The sequence below is a fragment of the Streptomyces sp. NPDC025784 genome, assembly GCF_055558435.1.
Map to the genome: position 1 here is coordinate 503,088 of NZ_JBVHMN010000001.1, position 13,264 is coordinate 516,351.

Consider the following 13,264-nt stretch of genomic DNA (forward strand, 5'->3'; position numbering starts at 1 on the left):
GGCACAGATTGTGCACCTGAATCAAATGAAACACTATTGACGAGTGTCCCACGGGGTTCTAGCGTCTCGGGAGCCTCGCGGATGCGGGGCCATCGAGACTCAAGGAGGAGTCCGCGTGCGCCTGCTCCCCGCTCCACTCGGCACCCTGACCTGCGCTCTGATCACGAGCGCCGCCCTGACCGTCGCACCCGCCCACGCCCGTGGGGGCGCCGACGAGAGCGCGGGCGCGCAGGCGGCCGACTGCCTGTGGCAGGGGCCGGCCGGCATGGTCGACGATCCTGCCCAGAACTACGCCTTTCCTGACGCGGGAGCCCGCTACTGGTCCGCACAGCTGACTCTGCCCGCAGGCGCCCGGCTCACTTTCGATGGCGAGTACGCCCACGCCCGCTACCAGTCACTGAACAGCTACGACATGGTCACGCACGGGCCGACCGATGCGCTCAACGATGTCTCCACCCGGCCGGATGCGGGCTCGTCCAACCCCTATCTCCCGGGTGCCCTGCGCGCGTCTGGTTCCCACCGCTCGTACCGCGTCACGGTCGTGGGCGACCCCGCGCCCACGGACCCGGCGCGACGAGCCGGGAACACGCTTTACGCCGGCGTGGCAGGGCAGTCGACGATGGCTCTGATCTACCGCGTCTACCTGCCCGACCGCGGTCGTGACGCCACTGGCGGTGCCGGTCTGCCTCGCCCCACCCTGCATCTGGTGGACGGCTCCACCGTGACGGGTCCGGCCTTGTGCCAAGCAGTCGCGGCGTCGCGGAGCCTACTGCCTCTGGCCACCCTGCCCCTGCAGAGCTATCTGGCGTTGCGCGACCAGTCCCACCGTCCGACCGGGTTCCCCGCCGATGCGCAGCCCGTCTGGCACGCCTTCTACAACTCCGCCTTCAGCCTGGCCTGCGTCTACCAAGGCGCCTGCGACGGCACGCCCGCCCGGACCGGAGGCCAGTACTCCAACCGCGACAACCAGTACGTCGACACCTATGTCAGCCGCGCCTTCGGTAACGTGCTGGTCCTGCGGGGCAAACTGCCCGTCACCTCCGCGACCCTCAACCGCGAGCCCCGCATGGCCACGCACACCGACCTGCGCTACTGGTCACTGTGCTCCAACGAGAGCTATGCCACCACCCGCGCGGTCGCCTGCGTGGACGACGAACATGTGCTGACCGACAGCCACGGCAGGTACACGATCGTGCTGAGCCTGCCGCAGGACCGGCCCGACAACGCCACCGCCGCCAATGGCGTCAACTGGCTGAGCCTGTCCCCGAAGGGAGACGGCGCCGGACACCCGGACGACACCATGCTCATCCTGCGCAACATGTTGCCTTCCGCAGACTTCCACCACGCCGTCCAGGACACCAGGGCTCCCGGCGACGAGCGCGCCGTCATGGGCGACTACCTGCCCACCGGCACGTACACGAACACGACAGCGTTCGAGGCTCTCGGCCACCCGGCCGCGGCTCCGCCCCGCGGCTCCCGCTGACTTATCAGGCCGAGCCGGCCTGGGCGGCCGGCTCGCTGAGTGCACGCAGCACAAGCCTGTTGGGGGTCCTGTGAGCTGCGTGCCCGGGCGTTCACCTGTGTTCATGCTCGTCCAGGTGCTCAGTACGAGCTGGCGGCCGGACTCTCGTGAACGGTGGTGGCCGTTGCTGAATAAGACGGAAACTGAGACGGATAGGCACCGGCTGACCAAGCTGGGTTCTTCGTGCAGCTCTCTCGGCCACCTGCCGCGAGGAGCTGATCGCCAGGAACGTCGTCACCCTCGTCGATGCGCCTCGCGTCGACTCCCGCAGTCTCGATCCCTGGAGCCTGGGCGAAACGCTCGACTTCCTCGCCGCCGCCCGAAGCGATCCGCTCTACCCCGCCTTCGTGCTCTCCATCGCGCTCGGCCTCCGTCGTGGGGAAGTCCTCGGACTCCGGTGGCAGGACGTCGACCTCGACAAGCGCGAGATCAGGGTCCGGAAGCAGCGACAGCGGGTAGGTGGGGAGGCGTACGAGGACGATCCCAAGGGCCGACGTCCTAGGCACGTGCTGCCATTGCCTGCCATGTGCGTGGCACCGCTGCGGTACCAGCGGATGCGGCAGGAGGGACGGGGTAGCCCTTGAGCCCAGGTCGCACGGGCTCTCGCAACAGCCCAGGTCGCTCGCGCATCTCGACTGCGGCGAACCGTCGTTGACCGTGGTTGACCGCCCGATGTGGCACGACTGTGGCACGTTCGAGTGGCCAAGCGCTTAGCAGAGGCGAGCACGGCTTGGCGAGACGACCCGGCCTCACCCTGCCGCCATCGTGCCGGGCCGTTCAGCACCGCCGGCGTCTGTTGTCGTTGCTGTTATGGCCGTCGGTACTTCGGCGACGAAGAGGTGGCCGGGGCGCCGGCACAGCTACCTCTTGCAGTGCCGGCAGGCTGTGAGCCCCTGCTCCTTGGCCTGGTCCTCGGACATCGACTCCTGACCCATGTAGGTGTCCTGCTTCCCGTTCAGCGACGGACAGTCGGCGTCAGTGTGGTACTTGGTCCGGTAGTCGCCGATGCGTACGTGGACAGTGCTCATGAGGCCTCCCGAACTGCTTGCCTGACGACGTGCAGGCCGGACACGTCAAGAAACACCGCATCTTGCCTGACTGCCACCCCTGGATGGAAACCCGTATGCTCCGAGGCCTCTGACCTGGAGCTTCGCTGGTGGCAGCTGTGGGACGTCCATCACTCTGGTCCGGACCCACACGAGAGTGGCACAGTCACCAGCCACGCCGGATCATCCCTATGACGTGCTTCACCTGCACGGGCATGACCCATAGCCACACGGGTCCATCAGAGGATTCGCACTCGATCACCATGGCGCCGTCCGGGAGCCGCAGCATCTCGCGGAGGGTCGTTTCACGTGTGCGGACACACTGCAGGTCTGCCGGGAGTTCACGCAGCCGCGTCCACGGCCAGCGAGGTTCCCATCGGAACTCTTCAGCACTGGCTTGCACTCGGCCCAAGTGCCATCGGTGACCCACGTCCGGCCGCTTGACCCCGATCGGGAAGTGGACTGCCTGCCCAGCATTGGCCCGAGCCATAGCCTGCTTCGCTCGCCTACGGAAGAGCACAGTCCCGAGTAGCACGCCGAGGCCTGTGCAGATCGCCGAAAACATGCGCGAAGTAAAGCAGGGCGTTGCCTCTCGGCCAATAGGTCCAGGCCAGCATTTGACACAACCTCACCCACCACTCTCCCCCGGCTCCCATCCCGTCCGCCGTCGACCCACACACCGTGGAGCGGGCGTGGTTCATGGCGTCCAGGTGGAGCGGGCCACTGTACGTACGACCTGGACGCCATGGGCCGCGTCTGCTCGGCTCTGCCTGGGTCGATCGTGGACGGGACGGGAGCCCACCACGCTCGCCACGATGTGCCCGCGGCCGGGAACGGCGCCCCCTCCCACCCGGTGCCGGTCGTCCCCGCCGGACGCATCGTCTGTGACCGTGGGCCGGATACGTCGGGTGCTCGAATCATGACCTCCGGGCCTGTCCAGTGGGCGGGCGTCGGCGCGGCCGGGGCGGAGCGGGCCGGAGGCAGAAGCGGCGCGCCGAGTGGAGCCGGGAAGGCCGCCCGGCGGAGCGGAGCGCAGCCGGGGCTTGATGAAGTAGGGAAGGTTCTACCGCCCTTGGCGATCGGTATGTCGTACTTCGTTTGATGCTTGACGCGCTGACGTCACTTGATGCTTGACGGTTCCGTCCTCGGTTTGCTGTCTGACACTGCTGTCGTGGAGACAGCGGGCGTACACCGCAGGATGGACGGTGCACCGGCGCCGCGCCCCTCCGCGAAAGGGCCCCACCACGGTTTCTTTGCCGGATCATGTCCGGCGGCGGGGTCCCCGACGGAACCGGGGCGCCCGTACGATCGCGCGATGATCGTGGGGGTCGTCATTTTCGCCGTTCTCGGCGCGGGCATGATCGTGGCGCAGATGATCAAGCGCCGGTGGGTTCGATGCCTCGGCCTGGTGTTGAACGTCGTCGGTGTAGAGGCTGGCTATGCCTCGATCATCTGGCATCAGGTCTGGCTGAGCGTCACGGCCACGTTCCTGCTCCTGACGGCATCCGCCGTCGTGTGGCGGGACAACCGGCAGATGGCCGCGAGGGCGCCCGCGAAGGAACCGGAACCGTCCTAGTGCCGCGGCAGGCAACGTTCGCCCCATCGCGACGCCCGGCACGCACTCTCGCCGCACCGGACGCCGCTCCTTGACGGGCAAACGTTGCCTACCGCGGCACTGGCTAGGGGCGAACTACCAGGCCATGCGGTGCAGTTGGGGGTGTGCACAGCGCGTACCGGCAGCAAGCGGACGCTGAACCACACACGAGAAGCAGGGAATTCACGCGGGACGCTTTTCGGCTCGTGCCGATGGTCACCGACAACAGAGCAAGCCCCCACACCGAGCGGCCGTTCCTCTCCGTGCCCGAGGTGTACCGGCTCGCCGACGCGGTCCCGCCGCACTGCCGCGTCCTGGTGCTCCCGGCCGTCGTCGGGGCCCGCGGCGGTGTCCTGCGCCGGAACGACTTCCGGCGGATCTGGCTCCGCGCCCTCACTGCGACCGGGCCGGGTGACGTCCACTTCCACGACCTCCGGCACACCGGCAACACGCTCACCGCGACCGGCGGCGCCACGACCCGCGAGTTGATGCACCGGATGGGCCACTCGCCGGTGCGGGCCGCGCTGGTCTACCAGCACCTCGCCAACGGCCGCGATCACCAGATCGCCGACTACGTGGACGATCAGACCAAGAAGGTGAAACGGCCTCCGCGCGGCCCATCCGGCACGTAAGTGGCACGACAGCTCTCAGCGGCCGAGAACGACCAAGGCCCAGGCTCGCGGACTCCCACCCGCTGACCTGGGCCTTTCCCATGTCCTGGAACTGGTGGGCGCGGACGGTTTCGAACCGCCGACATCCGCCTTGTAAGTTCGATTCGAGCCGGTTCTGACTGCTGCCGTCGGCTGGAACGACGGCCAGGCAGGGGTGCTGGTGTACGCCCCCGTCCGGCGTCGTTGATGTCAGCTGTGGATGTCAGACCGCCCCTCGATGTTGGGGTCACCGCCCGGGCCGCACCTCGTCTCCCTCATCGAGAGCGTCACGAGCTACTAGCGTGAAGTTCGTCAGCAGCTCCTCGACTTCCCCTTTCAAAGCCATAAGGTCTGTGGGAAGGGCTTCTAGTTCGGGGTGACGCTGCTGAAATTCCCCAGCATGATGCTGCATCAGCACAGCTCCGTTCCAGTCGCCAAGGGCGTACGCGAGTTCGCGGCCTACCACGGCGGCTCTCGCAGGGCCCTCAAGCTGAACGGTGATGCTGGCATCCCATAGCTCGGCCATCAGCTGACTGGTGTTGAACGTGCCGGGCAAACGCGCGCCTTGCCCGAGGGCGCTACTTCTCGGGGCTAGCTCCCTGCGCACAGCATTGGCCACACGCAGCAGATCCTTGTAGGCATCCCTCCGCACCTGTCGACGCCAATGCGAGTGTTGCGCCTGGCTCTGACTCCGGCCGCTGATGATGGCCGAGAAGATCGCCCCAGCAGCCCCGACCGCTGCCCCCAGCACTCCTGCACACGCGCCCACCAGTGCTACGCCCCCAGTGTCCATGGCAGGCATTGTGCCGGTCGTCTCGGCAGGCATTGAAGTCACCGTGCGCATCAGCAGCGATCTCCGCGCACACGCTACGCACCCTGGCAACACTCAAACCGCGGCCAAGCGCTCATGAAGATGCGGCCCTTGGTGCTTCGACCCGATCGGCACTACGCCAGCACCGCGCTGGACTGCTGGAGGTCGCTGCCGTCCGCAGTCGTTGCCGTCAGGATTGCCGTCACCGCGAGCGATCGGGCCGGGAGGGCGTCCGCTGTTGTTGGCACGCGAGCGGTACGTGCGGTGAACCCTGTTCAGGTGGTGTGCGCTCCCCTGTGCGCTGCTTGCGACCTTGTGTGACTCGCCTGGGCGCAGCACGGTTTAGGTGGACGCTGCTCGGTGCCTGCAAGACCACCAGGGAAAGGCGGTAGTTGTGGGTTCAGCCAGTCAGTGGGCACGTGAGACCTTCGGGGACATAGCCAGCGAACTGGCCGATATCCTCCCGGCCTCCCTCGTCCGGGCTCATGATCGGGCCCGCACCGGGCAGGAGGGCGTCCATACCCAGACGCTCGAAGCCTACGGACATGGCCTCTACGCTGTGCAATACGAGGAACTGGCCGCCGGCATCTCCGGACTCGGGGAACCAGTGCGCCTTCAAGGACGCACGATGATGCTTGTCCGCGGCCACCTGATCTACCCCCTCCGGTACGCGAAGAAGGATGTGCCTGTCACGGCTGCACGTCTCCGTCGAGCCACAGGCTTCCGAGCAGACCTGATCCGACGCCACGGCCCGCCTCCTCTGCAGCAGGCATTTGACCTGGACTGGGGGGAACTTGAGGACTCCGAGGTGCATCCAGACCTGGAGCTGCTTCCCGAAGACGTGCGGCTCGTCCTCGTCGCCTACGCCTGCTCCATGGAGAAGGGCATCATGCGCATTGAGTGGGGTTCCGCGGAGCTGCGCCGCGAGGACCGGTACCTGATCTGGCACCGCCACGAGCAGCTGCCCATCGCAGGTTGACCCGGAGCGGTGAACGGGCGGATACGAGCGTCAACGGCTCACGACGCTGTTCCGTTCACCCCAGCCAAGGTGACGTGCGCCGACCGATCCAGAAGCGCGCGCAATCCTGACCGCTACCCGGTGGCAACCGAGTCATAGTCCGCAGAAACTTTAGGAGCCGCATAGTTGTTAGCTTCCAACCATTCCCGAGTTACCACGTTGCTGGCATCCTGCTTGATGGTACGTGAAATCAACAACCTCTCATCTCGCGCATTCATTAGAGCCAAAGAATAGACTCGCTGGAAAATAGGGCGCGCCTCATCATCCAGACGTCGACGAATGATGTCCTTAGTTGCGGTGGGGTCAATCTGAGCCAGGCGTTGTGCCGCCACCGAAATTTGATGTAGGTCAGAACCCTTTTCCAACCATTCCGCCATCACTTCTCGATATGCTGGCAGCCTATTGGAGCTGGGGATAGCCAAGGCGAACTGAGCAGACGACCAGTGGATTGCCGCCCATTCGGTTGCACGGTAGCCACTATACCAATCGCAGTAGGCACCCATTCTGTGCGGGTCTTCTTTAACGGCATCGCGGAAGTACCTGCCCAGCGCGTCTGCAACGTGGGAGAGTTTCTCCGCAAACTCGAGCCATCGATCGAAATTCCCATACTCTTTATGTTTCCTGAGAGTTTTCAGGATCACCTTGATCGTGGCAGAAGATTGACTGAACGGCCTTTCCAGAGCTGCACCCTCTAGCTTTCTGAGCCATTCGATATCCATCTCCTCGACCGCGGCTTCAACGACATCGGATCCATTCTCTAGTATTTGAATCCTCTTCTTCACTGGGATCGGCACTTCTTGAAGGCCCTCTAGAAGCACATCATGCCGGATCTCTTTAAGGCGACCCAGGCGACTCTTCGAGGCGTTGGCCTCAAGACCCAACTCTCGAACGCGAGACTGGAAGTCGAGGAAGAACTTATAGAGCGTCGCCTCTTCTCCGGTGACGTAAATATCATCCATCCACCTGACTGCCCCTGTCAGTTGACCTGAAGACAACCTCTGCGAAATCAGGTTGTCGAGTGGAGCCATGTACCGGTTCGCCAGGATGGCGGATGGCCAACTTCGCTGAGGAAGCCCATTTCTGGATGCAAGCTCGTGATGAGATCGAACGATCTTTTCAATTAGGCGCGCACCGGCAGAATCGCCCGCCTCGGAATAGACGACATCTACCGCCTTATTGACATCAACGGAAGCGAAGAAGGAGGTAATATCCGTCTGTAGTGCATATCCTTCCATCAGTGAAGGGTTGTGAAAGAATGAAGAATAATTCTTCCATTCGTCGCCATTATTGGCCAATTTCTTCTCTTTGCGCAATCGCCAGCCGTAAACCCATTCGGGCAGATTGGCGTGAAGTTTTGAGGCTACCTGCGCAATAGCTGCCGCATAGGCAATCCTTACGTCTAGCGACATCACTACGGCCGGACGTACCCCTAGGCGACTTTTCGGCACGACAGTAGGTTCGAACCTAGGCTCCCGTCGCAGTGTAATATTGCCGTCTCGGTGCACGATCTCCGACCATGGAAATTCTTGCGGATTCTTCATCACCCAAGACAGTTCGGGCCACCCCCAGGGGTCCCGGTACCAGTCTCCATACATTTCCGTCTGGCAGATGTCCGCAGCCTTCTTCGCGTCAAGCCCAAAACTCATTAGCCCCCCCCCTGACCTGAGCTACCGATACAATGTGCGCGATGACCCTGTGCATCGAGAATAACTTAGCGTGCGGCGTCAGGCACAGGGCAGGGCTTTTCCTGCCTGTCGGCTCTGGTCGCAGGCTTCCGGTTAGGTCGGCGGAGCGGCTTTGGGCTGGAGCTGCTTTGGGGCGAGTGATCATGGCCCCGTAAGCTCATCGCGAGTCGGGCAGTCTGTGGACCTGCCCGTAAAGCACGACGTTGGGGCCATGATCTTAGAGGCTCGCCCCAAAGTGGCTGCCTAAAGCCGTGGAGCCGACCGTCCCAGCCACAGGGGGTGTCTCCCACTTCCAGCCCGCTGCCGCTAGCGCGCCGCCGGGCGGGGCCGCCGCTGGCGAAGACAGGGCGGCGGCCCCGCCGGCAAGGCGGCGCGCGCCCGCGCCGTGCGCGGGCCTTGATGAAGTAGGGAAAGTTTGGCCGCATGGCGCCCTTGTACAGGGGCATCGCCGGCTGCTGCCATGAGTGCTGGGGCAAAGGCGCACTTGGGGGGCGGAGCCGATGTCAGACCTCACGGTGAATCCGTGGAAGCGGCACGGCAAGGACAGGCTCTACGTGAACCTGCCGGACGGCACGCCCGTTGCGTGGGCGGACCGGGATTCCAAGGTCATCACCGTCAAGGTTGCTGAGCATCGCCATGAGGCTGTTGCCTTACTCCGCCAACAGCTTGGTGATCCGGTGACAGTGCGCACGGATCGCCCGGCCTCGTCGCCTCCTCGTCGGCCTCGGCCGGCCGAGCCGCCTCAGCAGTCGTCACCCCCGGCGAAGCCCCGGCGTGATCGACGCCCTTTGTCGCTGCCCGAACTCACCGTTGCCGACGACCTGGCGAAGAACCCTCCTGGTGCAGCGATTCTTAGCGACATGGCTGTCCGTGGACCGTCGGTTGTCGCGCGGGCTTGGTCCAAGCTGCTGAAGCGCCCATCGGGCTGGGAGTCGTGGCTCGATGGCCTTGAAGGGGAAAAGAGGGTGGGCCGTGAGCTGGAACGTCTCACCGTTCATGGCTGGCGAGTCCTGCACGGTATCCCCAAGGGCAATGGCGGGGACATCGATCACCTGCTGATCGGTCCCGGCGGGGTGTTCGTCTTCAACACGAAGCGGCACCCCGGTGCTTCGGTCTGGGTCGGTGACGAGGTAGCCAAGGTCAACGGCTCCCCGCACCCGTACCCTGCGGCGAGCAAGGCCGAAGCCGCCTATGTGCGACGGGTGTTGGAACGCTACGCCGGCTTCACACCTGATGTAGTGCCCGTCCTCGCCTTCGTCGATGTCGCCTCGGTGGTCCGCGCACCGACGCAGCACACCGTGCGGACCTACCAGGAACGAGAAGTCTCTGCTTTGGCGCCGTTGACCGGTCGGCTCACCCGGGAGCAGGTCGAGTCGCTGTTCGGCGTGGCCCGGCACAAACGCGCCTGGCTCCGCACGGACCCGTCTCCGGTACCTGATCAGGCTTCGGGTGCTGGGGAGACGTAACAGACAGCGTCGATCTCCTGTCCCTCTCCGAACGCGTGCCTTGCCGTGCCGAGACGCTGCATCCCCAACCGTTTGTAGAGCCGGATGGCTGCCTTGTCCTTGGTCATCACGTCGAGAACGACCCGTAGTCCATGGTCCCGGGCGTAGTCGAACCCAGTCCGCATCAGCCGCTCGCCGAGTCCATCGCCCCGCGCCTCGGGTGCGATGAACAGACGGGCGCCTACGGCTACGTGGTCCGCGGTGTCGCCACTCTGCTCGAGCCACATCTCCACGGCGTCCTCGCCCTGGGGCCGGCTGAGCATGGCGTGCCCGACGATCTCGCCCCCCTTCTCCGCCACCCACGCCTGAAGAACGCCCGCGGGGCTCAGCCATTCCAGCGGGGCATCGACACCTTCCACCGGGTATCCGTCGACAGCGTGAACGGCCACGAGTGCCGCCGCTGCTCCCGGTAGGTCCGCGTCCGTGCGTGGACGGATGGTCGTCGTCTGTCCGGCTGCGTCGCGGTGCATCTCGCTCCTCACCTGGTCCTCACTCGACAGGTACGTTGTAGCTGAGCCCGTTCATGTCGGCCCGCATCACGAACCTCGTCAGCTCGTACGGCTCTCCGTCCTGGTCAAGGCTGGTGTGGGCGACCTCGATCACAGGGACTCCAGACGGCAGGCTGAGGTATCGAACCTCCTCGGGAGTGGGCATACGCGCCGTGATCTCGTCGTTGATCCGGGTCATGACATGGCCCTTCTCTTCGAGAATTCCGTGGATGCCGTACTGGTGGGGAACCTCCTCCTGGAGCAGCCCAGTACCCTCCGCGATGCTCCATGGGATCCACGTCGTCACCCGGTAAACGGGGTCGTCGTCCGCGTAGAACACGTTTTCTCGCCGCAACACCGACTTCGTCTTGGCAGGCACCCTGAGCTGCTTGGCCACTTCGGCATCCGGTCTCACTCGCTCGATGCCGAGCACTTCGAACCGGCCGGTCTTCCCCTGCTTCGCGCACTCGATCAGGAACGGGGACAGGCCAGTTTCCCGGTACTTGGGCGAGTACCTGTCATTCCCCAGACGGATCAGTGCCTGTTTCTCCCGCACGAACACCCCTCGCCCCCACTCCGAGGTGACGAGTCCTTCGCGGCCGAGGATCTTGAACGCCTCGTCCACGGTGTTGCGTGCTACGCCGTACTGCTCCGCGAACGCGCGCTGAGACTTCAGCTTCTCCCCGGGCTCGTACTCCCCGCCTTGAATCGCAGCTCGCAGTTCGTCCGCGATCCGCTGGCTGGGCGGCTTGCTGTCGCCGGCCTGATCCGTCATCGACCCTCCTAACTGGCTGACGTCACGACGTCACGACGTCACTCTATCGTCTGGCTCAAGCCAGTTGAGACAAAGGGGTTGACGTTACTGGCTTGAGCCAGTTCTACTGGTGCAAGCCAGTTCAACTGGCCTGAGCCTGCTGCCAGTTGACGTCGACTCTCAACCGAGGAGCACGCACGATGCGTCAGATCCCTGTCGACACCTCCGCCGCCTCCGTGATGGTGGCCCAGCCTCCCCAGCCCAAGGTTCGCGACCGCCGTACCGGTGAGATCGCCACGGACACCGAGACCGGTGCTCCGCTGGTGACCGTGGACGTGATGTTCGTCCTCGACGGCAACGCCGAGATCCTCACCGTGACCCTCCCCGACACCGGTGTCTCCGGTGAACTGACCATGGGCACCCCGGTCGCCCTGACCGGCTTGATCGCCCGTCCGTGGGAGAACGACTTCAACGGCCAGAAGCGGCACGGCATCGCCTTCCGTGCGGTCGCCGTCACCTCCCTGGCAGCCGGCGCCACGAAGCCGAAGGCGGCCTGACCGTGGACCGGTTAACGGTCGCCCTCGTCGCCACCGTTGTCGTGGCGCTCCTGCTGAAGTGGCGGCGTCCGGCCTGGTACTGGATGAGCTTCGGCGTCGTCCTGGCCGTACTGCGGGTCCTGATCCGCTATCGGTCGGTGATGGACGCGTGCGGGCTGACCGTCCCGCCCTCCCGCTGGCGCCTGGCCCTGGCCCGCATGTCCAATCGGCCGGTGCCTGGTCCCCGCGCCCCTCGTGTTTGCCGACTGCGCCCGACCCGTACCGGGCTGGTGCTGCGGCTCAAGCTCCGCGCGGGACAGGATGCCTTCGACATCGCCGCCGCTACGGACCGTCTGCGGCACTCGTTCGCGATGTACGGGGCCACCTCCCGTGAGCTGCGCTCTGGCGTCGTGGAGCTGAGCATGACCGGCTACGACGTACTCAAGCGCGTACAGATGCCCGCCACCAGGACAGAGGCGGGTGCGCTCAGGGTTCCCGTTGCCCTGCGGGAAGACGGAGCCGTGCACTACCGCGACTACCGAGCGGTACCGCACGCTCTCACCCTGGGTGCCACGGAGTCAGGCAAGTCGGTCTACCAGAGGAATCTGGTCGCCGCGCTGGCTCCGCTCGATGTCTCCCTGGTCGGGATCGACTGCAAACAGGGTGTGGAACTGTTCCCGCTCGCCCGGCGGTTCTCGGCCCTGGCCGACAACCCGGATGCTGCGGCTGACCTCCTTGACGCCCTCGTGGATCACATGGAGTCCGTCTACCGGACGATCCGTGCTCATCAGGGTGTCGCTGTCGGGATGCCGGAGGCGGAGATCGCGGCCGACATCTGGGATCTGCCCGCCGACCTGCGCCCCACACCGGTCGTCGTCCTGATCGATGAGGTCGCCGAACTCGCGCTCTTCGCGAACAAGGAGCAGGAGAAACGACGGGACCGGATCATCACCGCCTTGGTCCGCCTCGCCCAACTCGGACGGGCCGCCGGGATCTACCTGGAGGTGTGCGGGCAGCGCTTCGGCTCCGAACTCGGCAAGGGCATCACTATGCTCCGTGCCCAGCTCACCGGGCGGACTGCCCACCGGGTCAACGACGAGACCTCGGCGAACATGGCCTTCGCCGACATCGCACCGGACGCCGTCCTCGCCGCGATCCAGATCCCCACCGATATGCCCGGCGTCGCCATCACCGGCGATTCCACCGGCGGATGGGCACGCATCCGCGCTCCGCACACCTCACTGCGTCAAGCCGTGAACACCTGCAACCGGCATGCCGACCGCGTCCCGGACCTGCCCGCGTTGGAGCCGTTCCGGCCCGCGCTCACGCATCTCGAAGTGGTCAAGGAACCGGCCCCAGCCGCTGCCTGACCCTCTCCCCGTACTGCGGCCGGCGTGACCGACTTCGCGCCCTGTCCCTACCCGACCCATGCCTGAAGAAGGGAAACGGCGATGTGCGAGCACTGCGAGGACTTCCACCGCACGGTGCTGATGCTTGGGGACCTGGCCCTGTACGCCGACACCCCGGGCGCCGACTCGGTGTTCATCGACTTCCTCGGCCCGTCCCTGGCGATCTCCCTGCCTGACCCGCCGCCCGGCCTTTTCCTGCCCGGCTACAACCCCGACCAGGGTCCCGACTACCCCGGCGGGTGGTGA

14 protein-coding genes and 1 pseudogene are annotated in these 13,264 nt (G+C 65.3%); 9 read left to right on the forward strand and 6 right to left on the reverse strand.

From position 1 onward, the window contains the following. Positions 1 to 115 precede the first annotated feature (115 nt). Entirely contained in the window at positions 116 to 1,483 is a 1,368-nt protein-coding gene (locus ACZ4IF_RS02200; RefSeq protein WP_467558762.1) for a hypothetical protein, read from the forward strand. Between the two features lie 215 nt (positions 1,484 to 1,698). Then, positions 1,699 to 2,085: pseudogene (locus ACZ4IF_RS02205) on the forward strand (site-specific integrase); the annotation flags it as partial. 297 nt (positions 2,086 to 2,382) lie between these two features. Here the strand turns inward: ACZ4IF_RS02205 and ACZ4IF_RS02210 are convergent. Beyond that, positions 2,383 to 2,550, reverse strand: a complete 168-nt coding sequence (locus ACZ4IF_RS02210; RefSeq protein WP_467558764.1) for a hypothetical protein — start codon at positions 2,548 to 2,550, stop codon at positions 2,383 to 2,385. 1,333 nt (positions 2,551 to 3,883) lie between these two features. Here ACZ4IF_RS02210 and ACZ4IF_RS02215 point away from each other — a divergent pair. Together ACZ4IF_RS02215 and ACZ4IF_RS02220 are read left to right on the forward strand one after the other, a co-directional pair. Further along, the gene (locus ACZ4IF_RS02215; protein ID WP_467558766.1) at positions 3,884 to 4,144 is read left to right on the forward strand and encodes a hypothetical protein; all 261 of its coding nucleotides are present in this window, start codon (positions 3,884 to 3,886) and stop codon (positions 4,142 to 4,144) included. 230 nt (positions 4,145 to 4,374) lie between these two features. Next, positions 4,375 to 4,794 carry a tyrosine-type recombinase/integrase gene (locus tag ACZ4IF_RS02220; protein ID WP_467558768.1) on the forward strand — a complete coding sequence of 140 codons (420 nt, stop codon included), beginning with the start codon at positions 4,375 to 4,377 and terminating at the stop codon, positions 4,792 to 4,794. Positions 4,795 to 5,059: 265 nt separating this feature from the next. On the opposite strand, the gene ACZ4IF_RS02225 is transcribed toward ACZ4IF_RS02220, so the two are convergent. After that, entirely contained in the window at positions 5,060 to 5,638 is a 579-nt protein-coding gene (locus ACZ4IF_RS02225; RefSeq protein ID WP_467558770.1) for a hypothetical protein, read from the reverse strand. Between the two features lie 385 nt (positions 5,639 to 6,023). Further along, entirely contained in the window at positions 6,024 to 6,371 is a 348-nt protein-coding gene (locus ACZ4IF_RS02230; protein ID WP_467558772.1) for a hypothetical protein, read from the reverse strand. Positions 6,372 to 6,431: 60 nt separating this feature from the next. Here ACZ4IF_RS02230 and ACZ4IF_RS02235 point away from each other — a divergent pair, with 60 nt between their 5' ends. Then, positions 6,432 to 6,602, forward strand: a complete 171-nt coding sequence (locus tag ACZ4IF_RS02235) for a hypothetical protein (RefSeq protein ID WP_467558774.1) — start codon at positions 6,432 to 6,434, stop codon at positions 6,600 to 6,602. A gap of 113 nt (positions 6,603 to 6,715) precedes the next feature. On the opposite strand, the gene ACZ4IF_RS02240 is transcribed toward ACZ4IF_RS02235, so the two are convergent. Beyond that, positions 6,716 to 8,287: a reverse transcriptase domain-containing protein gene (locus ACZ4IF_RS02240; RefSeq protein WP_467558776.1), complete on the reverse strand. Its 1,572-nt coding sequence runs from the start codon at positions 8,285 to 8,287 to the stop codon at positions 6,716 to 6,718. 539 nt (positions 8,288 to 8,826) lie between these two features. Between ACZ4IF_RS02240 and ACZ4IF_RS02245 the strand changes: the two genes are divergently transcribed. Beyond that, positions 8,827 to 9,792, forward strand: a complete 966-nt coding sequence (locus ACZ4IF_RS02245; RefSeq protein WP_467558778.1) for a nuclease-related domain-containing protein — start codon at positions 8,827 to 8,829, stop codon at positions 9,790 to 9,792. On the opposite strand, the gene ACZ4IF_RS02250 is transcribed toward ACZ4IF_RS02245, so the two are convergent. Both ACZ4IF_RS02250 and ACZ4IF_RS02255 read right to left on the reverse strand, forming a co-directional pair. Continuing rightward, positions 9,765 to 10,313: a GNAT family N-acetyltransferase gene (locus tag ACZ4IF_RS02250; protein WP_467558780.1), complete on the reverse strand. Its 549-nt coding sequence runs from the start codon at positions 10,311 to 10,313 to the stop codon at positions 9,765 to 9,767. The two genes, ACZ4IF_RS02245 and ACZ4IF_RS02250, sit on opposite strands and share 28 nt — an antisense overlap. Positions 10,314 to 10,320: 7 nt before the next feature. Then, entirely contained in the window at positions 10,321 to 11,094 is a 774-nt protein-coding gene (locus ACZ4IF_RS02255; protein ID WP_467558782.1) for a GntR family transcriptional regulator, read from the reverse strand. A gap of 179 nt (positions 11,095 to 11,273) precedes the next feature. Between ACZ4IF_RS02255 and ACZ4IF_RS02260 the strand changes: the two genes are divergently transcribed. The 3 genes from ACZ4IF_RS02260 (at position 11,274) to ACZ4IF_RS02270 (ending at position 13,264) form a co-directional block, all read left to right on the forward strand. Next, positions 11,274 to 11,630 (forward strand): SCO3933 family regulatory protein, encoded by a 357-nt coding sequence (locus tag ACZ4IF_RS02260; RefSeq protein WP_467558784.1) that lies wholly within the window; start codon positions 11,274 to 11,276, stop codon positions 11,628 to 11,630. Positions 11,631 to 11,632: 2 nt separating this feature from the next. Next, the gene (locus ACZ4IF_RS02265; protein ID WP_467558786.1) at positions 11,633 to 12,979 is read left to right on the forward strand and encodes an FtsK/SpoIIIE domain-containing protein; all 1,347 of its coding nucleotides are present in this window, start codon (positions 11,633 to 11,635) and stop codon (positions 12,977 to 12,979) included. 81 nt (positions 12,980 to 13,060) lie between these two features. Beyond that, positions 13,061 to 13,264 (forward strand): hypothetical protein, encoded by a 204-nt coding sequence (locus tag ACZ4IF_RS02270; protein ID WP_467558788.1) that lies wholly within the window; start codon positions 13,061 to 13,063, stop codon positions 13,262 to 13,264.

What these genes read in the sequence shown, in the direction of transcription:
- ACZ4IF_RS02210 (WP_467558764.1), bottom strand. Translation starts at nt 2,550, where the DNA reads ATGAGCACTGTCCACGTACGCATCGGCGACTACCGGACCAAGTACCAC.
- ACZ4IF_RS02215 (WP_467558766.1), top strand. Translation starts at nt 3,884, where the DNA reads ATGATCGTGGGGGTCGTCATTTTCGCCGTTCTCGGCGCGGGCATGATC.
- ACZ4IF_RS02220 (WP_467558768.1), top strand. Translation starts at nt 4,375, where the DNA reads ATGGTCACCGACAACAGAGCAAGCCCCCACACCGAGCGGCCGTTCCTC.
- ACZ4IF_RS02225 (WP_467558770.1), bottom strand. Translation starts at nt 5,638, where the DNA reads ATGCCTGCCGAGACGACCGGCACAATGCCTGCCATGGACACTGGGGGC.
- ACZ4IF_RS02240 (WP_467558776.1), bottom strand. Translation starts at nt 8,287, where the DNA reads ATGAGTTTTGGGCTTGACGCGAAGAAGGCTGCGGACATCTGCCAGACG.
- ACZ4IF_RS02245 (WP_467558778.1), top strand. Translation starts at nt 8,827, where the DNA reads ATGTCAGACCTCACGGTGAATCCGTGGAAGCGGCACGGCAAGGACAGG.
- ACZ4IF_RS02255 (WP_467558782.1), bottom strand. Translation starts at nt 11,094, where the DNA reads ATGACGGATCAGGCCGGCGACAGCAAGCCGCCCAGCCAGCGGATCGCG.
- ACZ4IF_RS02260 (WP_467558784.1), top strand. Translation starts at nt 11,274, where the DNA reads ATGCGTCAGATCCCTGTCGACACCTCCGCCGCCTCCGTGATGGTGGCC.
- ACZ4IF_RS02270 (WP_467558788.1), top strand. Translation starts at nt 13,061, where the DNA reads ATGTGCGAGCACTGCGAGGACTTCCACCGCACGGTGCTGATGCTTGGG.